We start from the raw sequence: 16,118 nt of genomic DNA, 5'->3' as shown, positions 1-16,118 counted from the left end.
GTGCGTTTATTGAGTATTGACGCTGTCCGGCTGCGGCTGGGCGTTGGCTTGCAGCGCGGTCGATTGCAGCGTGGTGATCGTGGTTTTGTGCTTGTTCGTTTCGCGGCGGTGGCGGAACACGGTTGGCGTCAGCGCCAGCACGCCCAGGAAGGCGCCGGCCACAAAAAAGCCCAGCAGCATCAGGACCAGCGGTCCGTGCAGATCATAGTGAAGGAAGAAATGCAGATCGACTTCCTGCGTGTTCTTCAAGGCAAAGCCAAAAAACAGGACGAAAAGAACGAATCCAATAATCGTGGATATAAATTTCATTAGCCGGGTTTCCTGTTCAGTATTTCTAAAAAAAAGCGGCATCCGTAGACGCCGCTTTTATTTTAACTCATCAGACGCTTCAGTCCTCAATGATCGGTTGCCCGACCATCGCATCAACCCGCTCGCGCAATTGCTTGCCCGGCTTGAAGTGAGGCACCCGTTTTTCGGGCACCATCACTTTGTCGCCCGACTTCGGATTACGTCCGATACGCGGTGGCCGGCTATTCAGAGCAAAACTGCCAAAACCGCGGATCTCGATGCGTTGACCGGTCGCCAGGGCATTGGTCATCGCATCCAGAATGGTCTTGACGGCATACTCCGCATCTTTGGCCACCAGCTGAGAATAACGCTCAGCCAGGCGGTTGATCAATTCGGACTTAGTCATCGACTAGTTCTTAGTTCTTGTTATCGAACTTGGCTTTCAACAGCGCGCCCAGGCTGGTGGTGCCCGAAGCTGCGTTGTTGTCGGTCGCTGCCATTTTCTGCATGGCTTCCTGGGTCTCGACATTGTCTTTCGCTTTGATCGACAGCTGGATGCTGCGAGCTTTGCGATCGATGTTGATGACCAGGGCTTCAACGGAATCGCCAACCTTCAGGTGGGTACCGGCATCTTCCACGCGGTCGCGGGAGATTTCGGATGCACGCAGGTAGCCTTCAACTTCTTCGGACAGTTGGATCACGGCGCCTTTAGGCTCAACCGATTTAACGGTGCCGGTTACCAGTGCGCCTTTGTCGTTCATGGCTGCGAAGTTGTTGAATGGATCGCCTTCCAGTTGCTTAACGCCCAGGGAAACGCGCTCGCGCTCAACGTCGATGGCCAGAACGATGGCTTCCAGTTCGTCACCTTTCTTGAAGCGACGTACGGCTTCTTCGCCGGTTTCGGTCCAGGACAGGTCGGACAGGTGTACCAGGCCGTCGATGTTGCCGGCCAGGCCGATGAACACGCCGAAGTCGGTGATCGATTTGATCGCGCCACGGACTTTATCGCCCTTCTTGTGGGTAACGCCGAAGTCATCCCATGGATTTGCTTTGCACTGTTTCATGCCCAGCGAAATACGACGACGCTCTTCGTCGATTTCCAGAACCATCACTTCAACTTCGTCGCCCAGCTGGACAACTTTGTTTGGAGCGACGTTTTTGTTGGTCCAGTCCATTTCGGAAACGTGAACCAGGCCTTCGATGCCCTGTTCAACTTCAACGAACGCGCCGTAGTCGGTCAGGTTCGTTACTTTACCGAACAGACGGGTGCTTTGTGGGTAACGACGGGACAGACCGGTCCAAGGATCGTCGCCCAGTTGCTTAACGCCCAGGGACACACGGTTCTTCTCTTGATCGTACTTCAGAACCTTGGCGGTGATTTCCTGGCCAACGGTCAGCACTTCCGATGGGTGACGCACACGACGCCATGCCAGGTCGGTGATGTGCAGCAGGCCGTCGATACCGCCCAGATCCACGAACGCGCCGTAGTCGGTGATATTTTTGACGACGCCGGTAACCACGGTGCCTTCTTTCAGGGTTTCCATCAGTTTCTGACGCTCTTCGCCCATCGAAGCTTCGATGACGGCGCGGCGGGACAGAACGACGTTGTTACGCTTGCGATCCAGTTTGATCACTTTGAATTCGAGGGTCTTGCCTTCGAATGGGGTGGTGTCTTTAACTGGACGGGTGTCAACCAGGGAGCCTGGCAGGAACGCGCGGATGCCGTTGGTCAGAACGGTCAGGCCGCCCTTTACTTTACCATTGACGGTACCGACGACGATTTCGCCCGATTCCATTGCTTTTTCCAGTGCCAGCCACGAAGCCAGACGCTTGGCTTTGTCGCGCGACAGGATGGTATCGCCGAAACCGTTTTCCAGCGATTCGATCGCCACGGAAACGAAGTCGCCTACTTTGACTTCCAGTTCGCCGTGGTCGTTCTTGAATTCTTCAACAGGGATGAATGCTTCCGATTTCAGGCCGGCGTTGACGATCACGAAGTTGTGATCCAGACGAACGACTTCAGCCGAGATCACTTCGCCCGAACGCATGTCTTGACGCGACAGGGATTCTTCGAAGAGGGCTGCAAAACTTTCCATATTAGACATTGTAACTTCCAGGTTACCAACAAGGCTCGCGATATGCGACTTCAGTTGGGTTAGGGTTAATAAACGTTGCGGACATCAGAGCGACCGCAACACCAGCTATTTACCGATGGCCGCATACCACTGCAACACCTGGGCAACCGCTTCATCAGCGGTCAAATTCGAGGTGTCGAGCACATGCGCCCCCTCTGCGGGGACCAGCGGCGCGATGGTCCGGTTCGTATCCCGGTCGTCCCGCGCCTGCAAATCCATCAGTAGGTCTTCCATATTAGCAGAAATTCCTTTGCCAATCAATTGCTTATAGCGGCGTTCCGCACGGGCCGCCACACTGGCGGTCAAAAACACCTTCAACACGGCGTTCGGGAAGATCACCGAGCCCATGTCGCGGCCGTCGGCCACCACGCCCGGCGCCTTGCGGAAGCCCAGCTGCAGCCCCAGCAGCGCATGGCGCACGGCGTGGAATGTTGCAATTTTTGAAGCGGTGTTGCCGACCTCTTCGGCACGGATGGCCTCGGTGACGTTTTCGTGCGACAGGATGATGTCACCGCCCTGGAAGCTGCATTGCAGGTGCTCGGCCAGCTTGGCCAGGGCGTGCTCGTCGTTCAGGTCGGTGCCGCGGCGGATGGCCGACAGCGCCGTCAAACGGTACAGGGCACCCGAATCCAGGTAGTGGAAGCCGAGCTTATCGGCGACGCGGTGCGCGACAGTACCCTTGCCGGATGCGGTAGGGCCGTCGATGGCGATGACTGGAATTACGGAAGTTACCATTTAATCTACTTTATTTATTTTGCTATGGCGGCAAAAGCCGCGAAATACTCGGGGAAGGTTTTGCCAACGCACTTGGGATCGTTGATGCGCATGACATTGCCCTTGCGCGCGGCGCCGTCCAGCGACACCAGCGAGAAGCACATCGCCATGCGGTGATCGTCGTAGGTATCGATAGTAGCAGGCGTGATGACGGCCGGCGGCGTGACCTTGATGTAGTCGGCGCCCTCCTCCACGATCGCGCCGACCTTGCGCAGCTCGATGGCCATGGCGGCGATGCGGTCGGTTTCCTTGACGCGCCAGCTGGCGATGTTGCGCAGCGTGCTGGTGCCGTCGGCGTACAGCGCGGCGATGGCGATGGTCATGGCCGCATCGGGGATGTGGTTGAAGTCGGCGTCGATGGCTTTCAGCACGCCGTTCGATTTGGCTTCGATCCAGTTGTCGCCCATGGTGATCTGCACGCCCATCTGCTCCAGCGCGGCGGCGAAGCGCACGTCGCCCTGGATGCTGTCCTTGCCCACGCCTTCGACCCGCACCGGGCCGCCGGCGATCGCGCCGGCCGCCAGGAAGTAGGATGCCGACGAGGCGTCGCCTTCAACGTGGATGGTGCCCGGCGACTGGTAGACCTGGCCGGGCTGGATGGTGAACGACTCCCAGCCGTTCTGCTCGACCGTCACGCCGAAGCGGCGGATCAGGTTCAGCGTGATCTCGATGTAGGGCTTGGAGATCAACTCGCCGACCACGTCGATGCTGATCGCGTGTTCGCGCGCCATCAGCGGCGCCACCATCAGCAGCGCGGTCAGGAACTGGCTGGACACATCGCCGCGCACCGACAGGCGCTGCGCGTGGATCTTGCCCTGCTTGATGTGCAGCGGCGGGAAGCCCGGGTTGCCGGTGTACTCGACGTTGGTGCCGGCGGCGTTCAGGGCGTCGACCAGGTCGCCGATCGGACGCTCGTGCATGCGCGGCACGCCGTGCAGCGTGTAGTCGCCGCCGATCACGGCCAGCGCCGCGGTCAGCGGACGGATCGCGGTGCCGGCGTTGCCCATGAAGAGGTCGGCCGATTTATTCGGCAGCACGCCGGCCACGCCCTTGACGTGGTGGATGGTGCCGGTGGCGGTTTTCTCTTCGCTCCACTGCACGCCCAGCGAGCGCAGCGCGGCCAGCATGACGGCTGTGTCGTCGGAGGCCAGCAGGTCGACGATGGCGACGTCGCCCTGCGACAGCGCCGACAACAGCAGGATGCGGTTGGAGATGGATTTGGAGCCTGGCAGGCGCACCGCGCCCTGCACATGCGCGACCGTTTGCAGGTCGATATATTCGTGGGTCATGCTGATTTTCCTGATTTAGTCTGCTTGGTCTTGCGACGGCGGCGCCTCGGCCGCCTCGATCGCTGTAATCCACTGGTGGCGGGCGCGCTGGGCGTTGCTGTACACGCTCTCCAGCCCTGCCCCGTCACCGGCGGCCAGACGGGCGCGCAGGCCCGTCAATTGTGCCAGATAAGCATCCAGCTCCGTCAACAACGCCGACTGGTTGGCCAGGCTAATGTCGCGCCACATTTCGGGCGACGATCCCGCGATCCTTGTGAAATCGCGGAAGCCACTGGCCGCATACTGGAACAGTAAATCTGCATGCGGTTTGTTCGCGATGTCGTCCACCAGCGCATATGCCAGCAAATGCGGCAAATGACTTACGGCGGCAAACACCTTGTCATGTTCTTGCGGCGTCAAACGATGAATGATCGCATCGCAGGCGCGCCACGCGGCGGCCACACGCTCGACATCCACTGCCGCGTTTTCATCCAATGCCGTCAGCACCACCTTCTTGCCGACATACAGATCGTCGATCGCCGCCTCGGGACCATTGGTCTCGCGACCGGCGATCGGATGGCCCGGCACGAACTGGGCGATCTTGCCGCCCAGCGCGCGCCGCGCCGAAGCCACCACGTCGCCCTTGGTGCTGCCGGCATCGGTGACCACGGTACCCGGCTGCAAATGCGGCGCAATCGCCGCCAGAATCGCTTCGGTCTGCGCCACCGGCGCGGCCAGCAGCACCAGGTCGGCGCCGTCCAGCGCCTCGGCCATGGTGCAGCCGCCACCACCGGCGTCGGCCACGCCGATGACGTCGATGATGCCCAGTTCCTGCGCGCGCTTGAGCGAGGCGGCGGACCGCCCCATGCCGACCACGCTGCCGACGGCGCCGGCCTTTTTCAGCGACCGCGCAAACGATCCGCCGATCAGGCCTACGCCAAAGATGACGACCTTGTTCAACATTCTTACTCCGCCAGTGCCTTGGTCAGCGCCGCGATCAGCACCGCGTTTTCCTGCGGCAGGCCGATGGAAATGCGCAGCCACTCCGGCAGGCCGTAGTTACCGACCGGACGCACGATCACGCCCTGCTTCAACAGCGCCAGGTTGACGCGCGCGCCGGCCGCCACGTCGTCGCCGACCTTGACCAGCACGAAGTTGCCGTACGACGGCACGTACTGCAGGCCCAGCTTGTCGAACGCTTCGGTGAACTGCTGGTAGCCGGCGGCGTTGTTGGTGGCGCTCTGCGCCAGGAAGGCCTTGTCGTTCAGCGCCGCTATGGCCGCTGCCTGCGCCATCGAATTGACGTTGAACGGCTGGCGGATGCGGTTCATCAGGTCCGTCAGCGCCGGCTGGGCGATGCCGAAGCCCACGCGCAAACCGGCCAGGCCATAAGCCTTGGAGAAGGTGCGCGAGACCAGCAGGTTGGGATACTTCTTGACCCACGAAGCCGACTCGAACTGGTTTTCTTCCGCCAGGAATTCGTTGTAGGCCTCGTCCAGCACCACCACCACATTGGCAGGCACCTTGTCCAGGAAGGCCTGGATGTCGGCGGCCGGAATGAAGGTGCCGGTCGGGTTGTTCGGGTTGGCGATGAAGACCAGGCGGGTGTCATCCTGGATCGCGGCCAGCATGGCCGGCAGGTCATGGCCGTAGTCCTTGGCCGGCACCACGATGTGGCGCGCGCCGACGCCCTGGGTCGCCAGCGCGTACACGGCGAACGAGTACTGCGAGTACACCACTGACTGGCCGCGCTCGACGAAGGCGTGGGCGGCGATTTCCAGGATGTCGTTGCTGCCGTTGCCCAGCGTGATCCACTCGGCCGGCACGTCGTAGCGCTTGGACAGCGCGCCCTTCAGGTCGAAACCGTTGGCGTCCGGGTAGCGGCCCAGGTCCGCGGCGGCGGCGGTCATCGCCTGCACTGCCGACGGCGGCACGCCGAACGGATTCTCGTTCGACGCCAGTTTGACGATGGCCGCTTCATCGAGGCCAAATTCGCGCGCGACTTCCGCAATCGGTTTGCCGGCCTGGTAAGGAGCGATAGCGCGGACGTATTCGGGGCCGTAGTTCTTGGGCATGGTCTCTCTCTAAGTAGAAATAACGATTAAGTCAGGCTGACCGGGTAGGAACCCAGCACCTTGAAGAAGGCTGCGTTGCTTTGCAATTCGTCCAGCGCCTTGGCCACGCCGTCATCCTGCACGTGGCCTTCGACGTCGACGTAGAAGTAGTATTCCCACGTGCCGGTGCGGGCCGGGCGGGATTCGAAGCGCGTCATCGACACATTGTGCTGGGCCAGCGAACCAAGCAGGCGGTAGATGGAGCCCGCCTTGTGCGGCGCGGCCAACGCCAGCGAGGTGCGATCCTGGCCCGACGGGCCGGCCTGCAGGTGGCCGATCACGGCGAAGCGGGTGCGGTTGTGCGGATCGTCCTGGATGTTGGCCTTGACCGTGCCCAGGCTATAGCGCACGCCGGCGCGTTCGCCGGCGATCGCTGCGATGCCGTGGTCGTCGCGCGCCATGCGCGCCGCCTCGGCGTTGGACGACACGGCGCGGCGTTCGATTTCAGGGTAGTTGTTGTTCAACCAGATCTGGCACTGCGCCAGCGCCTGCGCGTGGGCGCAGATGGCGGTGATGCCGTCCATATTGCCGGTGCCGGTCAGCAGGCTGTGACGCACGGCAATCGACACTTCGCCGCTGATGGTCAGCGGCGTATGCAGCAGCAGGTCCAGCGTGCGGCCGATGGCGCCTTCGGTCGAGTTCTCGACCGGCACCACGCCGAATTCGGCGGTGCCGGCTTCGGTGGCGCGGAACACTTCGTCGATCGACGAGCAAGGCAGCACGTCGACGGCGGTGCCGAACTGCTGGTACACGGCTTGTTCGCTGTAGGTGCCGGCCGGGCCGAGGAAGGCGATGGTGACGCGCTTCTCCAGCGAGCGGCAGGCGGACATGATCTCGCGCCAGATGGTTTGCAGCTCGGTGTCGCCCATCGGGCCGGGATTGCGCTCGGCCACGCCGCGCAGCACCTGCGCCTCGCGTTCGGGCCGGAATACCGGGGCGTTGGTCTCGGCCTTGACGTGGCCGACTTGCTGCGCCACTTTGGCGCGCTGGTTCAACAGGTCGAGGATCTGGGCATCGATGGCGTCGATCTGCTCGCGCAAGGGTGTCAGTTTGTCGTTCATGATGGGTTTATTTTCCGGTGCCCGCACTGGCGGCGAATTCGTTCAAGTAGTCTACGAGCGCTTGCACGCCCTCGATAGGCATCGCGTTGTAGATCGATGCGCGCATACCGCCGACGGACTTGTGGCCCTTCAGTTGCAGCAGGCCGCGCGCTTTGGCGCCGGCCAGGAATGCTTCATTCTGACTCTCGTCCTTCAGGTAGAAAGGAACGTTCATGCGCGAGCGGCTGGTTTTCGCTACGCGGGTCTGGTAAAAATCGCTGGCGTCCAGCGCGTCGTACAGCAGCCTGGCCTTGGCGATGGCGCGCTGCTCCATCTCGGCCACGCCGCCCTGCCGCTTCAGCCACTGGAACACCAGGCCGGCGATGTAGATGCCGTAGGTGGGCGGCGTGTTGTACATCGACTCGTTGTCGGCCACCAGCTTGAAGTCGAACGCCGACGGGCAGGCCGGCAGCGCCTTGCCCAGCAGGTCTTCGCGCACGATGACGATGGTGACGCCGGCAGGGCCGATGTTCTTCTGCGCGCCGGCGAAGATCACGCCGTACTTCGAGACGTCGATGCGGCGCGACAGGATGTGCGAGGACATGTCGGCCACCAGCAGCACGCCCTCTTGCGGCGCAGGCACGCCGGCGTCGAAGTCGAACTCGATGCCGTCGATGGTCTCGTTGGTGCACATGTGCAGATAGGCGGCGCCGGGCGTGAGCTTCCACTCCGACTGCGGCGGCACCGACGTCATCGACGAGGCGGCGACGTTCACGTTGGCGTACTTGGCGGCTTCCTTGATGGATTTGCCCGACCACGAACCGGTGTGGATGAAATCGATGGTCGCTGGCTGCGGCTTGTGGCCGACGAGGTTCAGCGGGATCAGGGCGTTCTGCGACAGTCCGCCGCCCTGCATGAACAAGATCTTGTAATTGTCCGGTACTGCCAGCAGCTCGCGCAGATCGCGCTCGGCTGCCTTGTAAATCGAAATAAACTCCGGTCCGCGGTGGCTCATCTCCATGACGGACATGCCGCTGCCATGCCAGTCCAGCATTTCGGCAGCGGCTTGCGCCAGCACTTCCTTCGGCAATACGGCGGGGCCGGCGGAGAAGTTATAGATGTGAGTCACGTTGCGGTCCTTATTTTTTGACGGGTTGTTTCGGCTTCTGCTTTTGTTCCTGCTCCAGCGCCTGCGCCTGCTGGCGCTGCTCCTGCTGCTTCTGCATCAGCGGGCCCAGACGGCGCATCGCGATCGCCTGGCCGATCTGCATGCTCTCGGCGGTCAGCTTGGGCATGGTGGCCAGCATCTTGGCGCCCACCGGCGAGCGGTAGAAGGCGGCGATCTGCTTCAGTTCATCGGCGCTGTAGGTGCGGGCGTACATCGGCACCGATTCGACCAGGATCTCGTCGACCATGGTCGGATCGGTGATGGCGCCCTGCAGGGTGCTGATGGCGGCCGGCAGTTCGGCTTCCATCTTGGCCAGCGCCTGCTTCTTCTGCTCCGGCGTGGTCGTCGGGTTGTTCTTGATCGACGCCTCGGCGCCGGCGCGCATCGAAGTGCCGATGTTTTGCGACATCTGCTGCATCACGCCGGCCATCACCGAGCGCAGGTTCATCGCGTCGAACAGCTCTTGGGCGGCGGCGGTGGAGGCGGCGTCGGCTTGCGCGTAGACGGGAGCGGCGCCGATCAGGGCCAGGGAGGTTACCAGCGTTGCCAGGATTTTTTTCATTTTACGGTCTCAAAAAATAAAAATGGGGTCAGTCCTATTGTCGCATTTATCCGCGCAATAAACCTGACCCCGCTGGCCCCGGACCTGCGTCCGGGGCGGTGTGTGCTAGGACTTACTCAGCTGGAGCTTCGTCTGGCTGAGCGTCGTCCGGCTTGGCGTCAGGACCCGGCTCCAGCTCGACTTCGTCGATGTCGGTTTCCACCACGCGCTGCAGGCCGGACAGCTTGGTGCCGTCTTCGACTGCGATCAGGGTCACGCCTTGCGTGGCGCGGCCCATCTCGCGGATCTCGGACACGCGGGTGCGGATCAGCACGCCGCCGGTGGTGATCAACATGATTTCGTCGGTCGAATCGACCAGCGTCGCCGCCACTACCCGGCCGTTACGCTCGGAGGTCTGGATCGCGATCATGCCCTTGGTGCCGCGGCCGTGGCGGGTGTACTCGGTGATCGGAGTACGCTTGCCGAAGCCGTTCTCGGTCGCCGTCAGCACCGACTGCTGCTCGTTTTCCGCCACCAGCAGCGCGATCACGCGCTGGCCTTCGTCCAGGTTCATGCCGCGCACGCCGCGGGCGTTGCGGCCCATCGGACGCACGTCGTTCTCGTCGAAGCGCACCGCCTTGCCGGCGTCGGAGAACAACATCACGTCGTGCTGGCCGTCGGTCAGCGCGGCGCCGATCAGGAAGTCGCCCTCGTCCAGGTCGACCGCGATGATGCCGGCCTTGCGTGGATTGCTGAAGTCCTTCAGCGGCGTCTTCTTCACGGTGCCCAGGCTGGTCGACATGAACACGTAGTGGTCTTCAGGGAAGACGCGGTTATCGCCGGACAGCGGCAGGATAACGGTGATCTTCTCATTGTCCGCCAGCGGGAACATGTTGACGATAGGCTTGCCGCGCGAGTTGCGCGAACCTTGCGGCACTTCCCATACCTTGAGCCAGTACATGCGGCCGCGGTTGGAGAAGCACAGGATGTAGTCGTGCGTGTTGGCGATGAACAGCTGGTCGATCCAGTCTTCCTCTTTGGTCGCCATGGCCTGCTTGCCGCGTCCGCCGCGTTTCTGCGCGCGGTACTCGGTGATCGGCTGCGCCTTCATATAGCCGGTGTGCGACAGGGTCACCACCATGTCCTGCGGCGTGATCAGGTCTTCGGTGCCGAGGTCGGTCGCGTTGTGCTCGATGTTGGAGCGGCGCGGATCCTTCTGCGGGTCGCCGAACTCGTTGACCACGTGGGTCATCTCGTCGGTGATGATGGTGGTCACGCGTTCCGGCTTGGACAGGATGTCCAGCAGGTCGGCGATTTCGGCCATCACATCTTTGTATTCGTTGACGATCTTGTCCTGCTCCAGGCCGGTCAGGCGTTGCAGGCGCATCTGCAGAATCTCTTGCGCCTGGTCGTCCGACAGCTTGTACATGCCGTCCTGCTGCATGCCGTAGTGCTTAGGCAGGTGCTCGGGACGGAAGGCGTCGATGCCGCCGATGGTGGTGCCATCGGCGGTGCGGGCCAGCATCTCGCGCACCAGCGACGAATCCCACGAACGTTCCATCAGGCCGGTTTTGGCGACCGGCGGGGTCGGCGCGGCCTTGATGATGGCGATGAAGTCGTCGATGTTGGCCAGCGCAACCGCCAGGCCTTCCAGCACGTGGCCGCGCTCGCGCGCCTTGCGCAGCTCGAACACGGTGCGGCGCGTGACCACTTCGCGGCGGTGCGACAGGAAGCACTGCAGCATTTCCTTCAGGTTCAGCAGGCGCGGCTGGCCGTCGACCAGCGCCACCATGTTCATGCCGAAGGTGTCCTGCAATTGCGTTTGCTTGTACAGGTTGTTCAGCACCACTTCCGGCACTTCGCCGCGCTTGAGCTCGATGACCACGCGCATGCCCGACTTGTCGGACTCGTCGCGGATGTCGGAAATGCCTTCGAGCTTCTTGTCGCGCACGTTTTCGGCGATGCGTTCCAGCAGCGATTTCTTGTTGACCTGGTACGGCAGCTCGTCAACGATGATGGCCGTGCGGCCGCCGTCCTTGCCGTACTCTTCGTAGTGGGTCTTGGCGCGCATCACCACGCGGCCACGGCCGGTGCGGTAACCGTCGCGCACGCCGGAGACGCCGTAGATCGTGCCGCCGGTCGGGAAGTCCGGCGCCGGGATCAGTTCGATCAACTCGTCGATCGAGCAGGTCGGATTGCGCAGCACGTGCAACGCGCCGGCGATCACTTCGTGCAGATTGTGCGGCGGGATGTTGGTCGCCATGCCGACCGCGATACCGGACGAGCCGTTAATCAGCAGGTTCGGGATGCGGGTCGGCAGCACCGTCGGTTCTTTTTCCTTGCCGTCGTAGTTGGGCTGGAAATCGACGGTTTCCTTGTCGATGTCGGCCAGCAGCTCGGCGGAAATCTTGTCCAGGCGGCACTCGGTGTAACGCATCGCCGCGGCGCCGTCGCCGTCGACCGAGCCGAAGTTGCCCTGGCCGTCGACCAGCATGTAGCGCAGCGAGAAGTCCTGCGCCATACGAACCAGCGTGTCGTAAATCGACGCGTCGCCGTGCGGGTGGTACTTACCCATCGTCTCGCCCACCACACGGGCGCATTTGACGTAAGGGCGATTCCACACGTTGTTCATTTCGTGCATCGCGAAGAGGACCCGGCGGTGCACCGGCTTGAGGCCGTCGCGCACGTCCGGCAAGGCGCGGCCCACGATCACGCTCATGGCGTAATCGAGGTAGCTCTTGCGCATCTCTTCTTCGAGGGAAATAGGGATTGTTTCTTTTGCGAATTGATCCATTGGCGGGTCGACTGATCTTTGACTGTGGTTTATTAAGCAATGTATGCCGCACTTACTGCATTTCTAGCGTCGCCCCTCACTACGGACAGGCAAGCGTGCGATTTTAGCATGCGCGCACAGCAACCAGCACAATTCCGGCGCCGCCCCGCCACTACAAGGCGCGCCCACCTTGTAACGCCATGTAATATTCATGACACATTACTCAATTATTATCGATAATCACGTTGCAACAAAACAACATTTTGGTCGGAATCAAAAAGGACTCGTGTTGGTCCCTTTTTACGCCCAAACATAGCTTGTGGCAAAATGGATTAGAAGTTAATTGCTCGTTTCGCAATCGGGAGACAGGCGCGACGCCCCTGCGTGGTAGAATTCGCCCCACGTATCACTACGTCGCGCAGTTTTTCTGCGGATATCACCCCCGAAAGGAAGAAAAATATGAAAAAACTGATTTCGATGTTGGCCGTATCGGCTGCATTCGCTGGTTCGGCTATTGCACAAACCGCACCTACCGCTCCTCCATATGCTCCGGTTACCCAGGACATCAAGGCAGCAACCCCTAAGAGTGCTTACGTTCAGGATGCACGCGGCGTTATCGCCCGTGACCCGTTCGGCCTGTGCTGGCGCACCGGCTACTGGACCCCGGCTGACGCGGTTCCAGGTTGCGACCTGCCACTGTGCGTCGAGCCAGAGAAACTGGTTGACGGCAAGTGCGTCGCTCCAGTCGTTCCAGCTGCTCCAGCACCAGTAGCGCCTACCCCGGCACCGGCACCTAAGCCAGTCGCACCAGTGCCTACCGCACAAAAAGTCAGCTTCGCAGCCGACGCGTTCTTCGACTTCGACAAAGCCGTTCTGAAACCAGAAGGCAAGGCGAAACTGGACGACGTGACCTCAAAACTGGGTTCGATCAACCTGGAAGTCATCATCGCCGTCGGCCACACCGACTCCGTTGGTAGCGATGAATACAACCAGAAGCTGTCGGTACGCCGCGCTGAAGCCGTCAAAGCCTACATCATCTCCAAAGGCGTTGAAGCTAACCGCGTGTACACCGAAGGCAAAGGCGAGAAACAGCCAGTAGCAGACAACAAAACTGCTGAAGGCCGCGCCAAGAACCGTCGCGTAGAAATCGAAGTAGTCGGCACCAGCAAGTAATTGCTCGTACCGTAGCTTAAGGCCCCGCTCCGGCGGGGTTTTTTTTCGCCCGCTGCTTTAGAATAGCGGGATTAGTCTTTATGAGCTGAACCGATGAACGCCGATCCCTTAGAACTGCAAAAATTCTCCGACCTCGCCCATCGCTGGTGGGATCCGACCTCCGAGTTCCGTCCGCTGCACGAAATCAACCCGCTGCGCCTGGAATGGATCAACGCGCGCGCGCCACTGGCCGGCAAGAACGTGATCGACATCGGTTGCGGCGGCGGCATCCTGAGCGAATCGATGGCGCGCAAGGGCGCCAAGGTGACCGGCATCGACCTGTCGGAAAAAGCGCTGAAGGTGGCCGACCTGCACAGCCTGGAATCGGGCGTGGCGGTGCGCTACAAGCTGATCGCCGCCGAAGAAATGGCGGCCCAGGAAGCGGGCCAGTACGACGTCGTCACCTGCATGGAAATGCTGGAGCACGTGCCGGACCCGAGCGCCATCGTGCGCGCCGCCGCCACCCTGGTCAAGCCGGGCGGCCACGTCTTCTTCTCGACGCTGAACCGCAACCCCAAGGCCTATCTGTTCGCCATCCTGGGCGCCGAATACCTGTTGCGCATGTTGCCCAAGGGCACCCACGACTACGACAAGTTCATCACGCCGTCCGAGCTGTCGCAATACATCCGCAGCGCCGGTCTCGACGTGCAGGGTTTCAAGGGCATGGGCTACAACCCGCTGACCAAGATCTATTCCCTGAACGAAGACACCAGCGTCAACTACCTGGTCGCCACCACCCGTCCGCTGTAAAGTACCTTTATGACCCAGATCAATCCTCCGCGCGCCATCCTGTTCGACCTCGACGGCACGCTGGCCGACACCGCCCCCGACCTGGCGGCCGCCGTCAACCTGCTGCGTACCGAGCGCGGCCTGGAACCGACCGCCTACGAACTGCTGCGCCCGACCGCCTCGGCCGGCGCGCGCGGCATGATAGGCGCGGCCTTCGGCCTGAAGCCGGAGGACGAGGGCTTCATCCCGCTGCGCGACGGCTTCTTCGCCAACTACCAGGCGGCGATGGCGGTGCACAGCTCGCTGTTCCCCGGCATCGTCGAGCTGCTGGCCGGCATCGAGCAGGCCGGGTTGCAATGGGGCATAGTCACCAACAAGCCGGCCCGCTTCACCGATCCGCTGCTGCCGCAGATCGGCCTGGCGCACGCGGCCTGCGTGGTCTCGGGCGACACCACGGCGCACGCCAAGCCGCACCCGGCGCCGCTGTTCGAGGCGGCCGCCCGCCTCGGCCTGGCGCCGGAGCAATGCTGGTACGTGGGCGACGACCTGCGCGACATCCAGGCCGGCAAGGCCGCCGCCATGCCGACCATCGCCTGCGGCTGGGGCTACTGCGGCCCGGTCGAACCGCAAGGCTGGCAGGCCGACTATCTGTTTGATAGTCCTTCGCAACTATTGACACTCTTGCAAGAGTCGTTGTCCGGAAGATCCGAACTGGCCGCATAACATTGGCGATTTTGCATTTGATAACGCTAACCGTTGTATAGACGAGTCAATGGTATCGCTGCCATTTGAAGAGGCACACTAATCGGTTGTTCAAGCAGTTTAACTACGCAATAATCGGCACCGACTGCGTAGTATTACTTATTTCCTGCAAGCCACAACCTCGCTGAATGGGAAGGGAGACAGTCACCACACTATCTCAACTTTCCAATCAGGAGCATTATGACTTTTCCTGAGCTGGCTGCCATGACCTCGCAGCCTCACTCTGAGCAGTTCGCTGTCTTAGCCTCTCCCTCGTCCGAACCGGGCGCGCCGCAAAGCTGGATGGTCAGCGTGGCGAACGCCAAATTCCACTGGTATGACCTGGTGGCCGGCTTCCAGCAAGCCCCGGACATCCGCGACCCGATCGGCCGCTACCAGCGCCGCATGCAGTTCGAGCTGGAGGCGGCCGCGGCGCAGCGCCACCTGTTCTTCGCCGTGGTCCGCCCGCGCGTGCGCTTCGACATCAAGGGCACGATCCAGTGGGGCTTCTTCTCGCTCAAGCTGACGCTGCCGCTGCTGCTGGGCGCGGACGAGGCCAAGGAAAGCATCACCATCGAGCTCAAGGTGCCGTTCGCGGCCACCATGAAGAAGCCGACCGTGACGCTGACGCCGAACTTCGTCACCCTGAACTGGGGCGGCCTGGTCGAAGCGCTCTCGATCCACGACATCCTGCAAACCTACGCCCACACGCTGAAGATCCCGAGCAAGGTGGTCTACGTCGGCCAGACCCGCGACGACGACGCCCGCCTGGGCAAGGGGCGCCTGCCGGCGCTGCAAAAGCTGCACGCGCAGCACAGCAAGCATTTCGACACGCTGCTGCTGGTGCAGCAGCTGGACGTGCAGGTCAGCTGCGCCGACGGCGATCCGGCCGAGGCGCCGCACAACGCCCACCCGCTGGCGGCCGACACCTTGCTGGCCGACCGCATGGACGTGATCGAAGCGGCGCTGTCCAACTATTTCGAGGGCGCCAATCCCCGTAGCCGCAACCAGGAACAACGCCTGCTGCGCACCGCCCGCCTGACCGAAGTCCAGGCCGAGCACAACCTCGTCCAGTTCACCATCGACCTGCAATACGAGGATGCCGGGCGCTACAAATACCTGTGCTCCGAACAGGCGGCCAGCGCCAAGCGCCACCTGCTGAGCTGCCACATCGCCAACGGCCAGGCCATCACCGCCCCCATGCCGCTGCCGCCGGCGGCGAAAAACGCCAAGTCCTGATGTCCGCTTGCCGGCGCGCGCGTGCGCGCCGGCCTCCGCAGTGTTACATTGTAGAGAGAATTCACATCGTGCCAACTTGCAATATGGAAATATCTG

At 62.0% G+C, this 16,118-nt stretch carries 15 protein-coding genes; 4 read left to right on the top strand and 11 right to left on the bottom strand.

Annotated features, from left to right (window positions below):
• Nucleotides 1-6 precede the first annotated feature (6 nt).
• The 11 genes from D0T21_RS23155 to gyrA form a co-directional block, all read right to left on the bottom strand.
• Nucleotides 7-309, bottom strand: coding sequence for a lipopolysaccharide assembly LapA domain-containing protein (locus D0T21_RS23155; RefSeq protein WP_116992872.1), 303 nt, complete (start codon nt 307-309; stop codon nt 7-9).
• 79 nt (nt 310-388) lie between these two features.
• A complete protein-coding gene (locus D0T21_RS23150; protein WP_008446215.1) occupies nt 389-694 on the bottom strand; it encodes an integration host factor subunit beta in 306 nt (101 codons plus the stop codon).
• A 10-nt stretch (nt 695-704) separates the two neighbouring features.
• Nucleotides 705-2,384, bottom strand: coding sequence for a 30S ribosomal protein S1 (rpsA, locus tag D0T21_RS23145; RefSeq protein WP_020705490.1), 1,680 nt, complete (start codon nt 2,382-2,384; stop codon nt 705-707).
• Between the two features lie 105 nt (nt 2,385-2,489).
• Complete coding sequence (gene cmk, locus D0T21_RS23140) at nt 2,490-3,158, bottom strand: (d)CMP kinase (RefSeq protein ID WP_116992871.1); 669 nt, start codon at nt 3,156-3,158, stop codon at nt 2,490-2,492.
• A 14-nt stretch (nt 3,159-3,172) separates the two neighbouring features.
• Entirely contained in the window at nt 3,173-4,486 is a 1,314-nt protein-coding gene (gene aroA / locus D0T21_RS23135) for a 3-phosphoshikimate 1-carboxyvinyltransferase (RefSeq protein ID WP_116992870.1), read from the bottom strand.
• A 15-nt stretch (nt 4,487-4,501) separates the two neighbouring features.
• A complete protein-coding gene (locus D0T21_RS23130; protein ID WP_199538587.1) occupies nt 4,502-5,428 on the bottom strand; it encodes a prephenate dehydrogenase/arogenate dehydrogenase family protein in 927 nt (308 codons plus the stop codon).
• Nucleotides 5,429-5,430: 2 nt separating this feature from the next.
• On the bottom strand, nt 5,431-6,540 hold the full coding sequence (gene hisC / locus D0T21_RS23125) for a histidinol-phosphate transaminase (RefSeq protein ID WP_116992869.1): 1,110 nt from the start codon (nt 6,538-6,540) through the stop codon (nt 5,431-5,433).
• A gap of 26 nt (nt 6,541-6,566) precedes the next feature.
• A complete protein-coding gene (pheA, locus tag D0T21_RS23120) occupies nt 6,567-7,640 on the bottom strand; it encodes a prephenate dehydratase (RefSeq protein WP_116992868.1) in 1,074 nt (357 codons plus the stop codon).
• Between the two features lie 7 nt (nt 7,641-7,647).
• Nucleotides 7,648-8,748, bottom strand: coding sequence for a 3-phosphoserine/phosphohydroxythreonine transaminase (gene serC / locus D0T21_RS23115; protein WP_116992867.1), 1,101 nt, complete (start codon nt 8,746-8,748; stop codon nt 7,648-7,650).
• 10 nt (nt 8,749-8,758) lie between these two features.
• On the bottom strand, nt 8,759-9,349 hold the full coding sequence (locus D0T21_RS23110; protein ID WP_116992866.1) for a DUF2059 domain-containing protein: 591 nt from the start codon (nt 9,347-9,349) through the stop codon (nt 8,759-8,761).
• Nucleotides 9,350-9,461: 112 nt separating this feature from the next.
• Nucleotides 9,462-12,122, bottom strand: a complete 2,661-nt coding sequence (gene gyrA / locus D0T21_RS23105; RefSeq protein ID WP_116992865.1) for a DNA gyrase subunit A — start codon at nt 12,120-12,122, stop codon at nt 9,462-9,464.
• 438 nt (nt 12,123-12,560) lie between these two features.
• Between gyrA and ompA the strand changes: the two genes are divergently transcribed.
• The 4 genes from ompA (at nt 12,561) to D0T21_RS23085 (ending at nt 16,022) form a co-directional block, all read left to right on the top strand.
• Nucleotides 12,561-13,274 (top strand): outer membrane protein OmpA, encoded by a 714-nt coding sequence (gene ompA, locus D0T21_RS23100; RefSeq protein WP_116992864.1) that lies wholly within the window; start codon nt 12,561-12,563, stop codon nt 13,272-13,274.
• 93 nt (nt 13,275-13,367) lie between these two features.
• Complete coding sequence (gene ubiG / locus D0T21_RS23095; protein ID WP_116992863.1) at nt 13,368-14,063, top strand: bifunctional 2-polyprenyl-6-hydroxyphenol methylase/3-demethylubiquinol 3-O-methyltransferase UbiG; 696 nt, start codon at nt 13,368-13,370, stop codon at nt 14,061-14,063.
• A 9-nt stretch (nt 14,064-14,072) separates the two neighbouring features.
• The gene (locus D0T21_RS23090; RefSeq protein ID WP_116992862.1) at nt 14,073-14,765 is read left to right on the top strand and encodes an HAD family hydrolase; all 693 of its coding nucleotides are present in this window, start codon (nt 14,073-14,075) and stop codon (nt 14,763-14,765) included.
• A 219-nt stretch (nt 14,766-14,984) separates the two neighbouring features.
• Complete coding sequence (locus D0T21_RS23085) at nt 14,985-16,022, top strand: hypothetical protein (RefSeq protein WP_229211608.1); 1,038 nt, start codon at nt 14,985-14,987, stop codon at nt 16,020-16,022.
• The last annotated feature ends 96 nt before the right edge of the window (nt 16,023-16,118 follow it).

Source organism: Duganella sp. BJB476 (assembly GCF_003416895.1).
Lineage (GTDB): Bacteria > Pseudomonadota > Gammaproteobacteria > Burkholderiales > Burkholderiaceae_D > Rugamonas.
Note: the sequence above shows the minus strand (reverse complement) of the source record. Positions and strands in the feature narration are given on the sequence as shown.

What these genes read in the sequence shown, in the direction of transcription:
- pheA (WP_116992868.1), bottom strand. Translation starts at nt 7,640, where the DNA reads ATGAACGACAAACTGACACCCTTGCGCGAGCAGATCGACGCCATCGAT.
- D0T21_RS23150 (WP_008446215.1), bottom strand. Translation starts at nt 694, where the DNA reads ATGACTAAGTCCGAATTGATCAACCGCCTGGCTGAGCGTTATTCTCAG.
- D0T21_RS23090 (WP_116992862.1), top strand. Translation starts at nt 14,073, where the DNA reads ATGACCCAGATCAATCCTCCGCGCGCCATCCTGTTCGACCTCGACGGC.
- gyrA (WP_116992865.1), bottom strand. Translation starts at nt 12,122, where the DNA reads ATGGATCAATTCGCAAAAGAAACAATCCCTATTTCCCTCGAAGAAGAG.
- cmk (WP_116992871.1), bottom strand. Translation starts at nt 3,158, where the DNA reads ATGGTAACTTCCGTAATTCCAGTCATCGCCATCGACGGCCCTACCGCA.
- aroA (WP_116992870.1), bottom strand. Translation starts at nt 4,486, where the DNA reads ATGACCCACGAATATATCGACCTGCAAACGGTCGCGCATGTGCAGGGC.
- D0T21_RS23155 (WP_116992872.1), bottom strand. Translation starts at nt 309, where the DNA reads ATGAAATTTATATCCACGATTATTGGATTCGTTCTTTTCGTCCTGTTT.
- ubiG (WP_116992863.1), top strand. Translation starts at nt 13,368, where the DNA reads ATGAACGCCGATCCCTTAGAACTGCAAAAATTCTCCGACCTCGCCCAT.
- rpsA (WP_020705490.1), bottom strand. Translation starts at nt 2,384, where the DNA reads ATGGAAAGTTTTGCAGCCCTCTTCGAAGAATCCCTGTCGCGTCAAGAC.
- D0T21_RS23085 (WP_229211608.1), top strand. Translation starts at nt 14,985, where the DNA reads ATGACTTTTCCTGAGCTGGCTGCCATGACCTCGCAGCCTCACTCTGAG.
- D0T21_RS23110 (WP_116992866.1), bottom strand. Translation starts at nt 9,349, where the DNA reads ATGAAAAAAATCCTGGCAACGCTGGTAACCTCCCTGGCCCTGATCGGC.
- D0T21_RS23130 (WP_199538587.1), bottom strand. Translation starts at nt 5,428, where the DNA reads ATGTTGAACAAGGTCGTCATCTTTGGCGTAGGCCTGATCGGCGGATCG.
- hisC (WP_116992869.1), bottom strand. Translation starts at nt 6,540, where the DNA reads ATGCCCAAGAACTACGGCCCCGAATACGTCCGCGCTATCGCTCCTTAC.
- ompA (WP_116992864.1), top strand. Translation starts at nt 12,561, where the DNA reads ATGAAAAAACTGATTTCGATGTTGGCCGTATCGGCTGCATTCGCTGGT.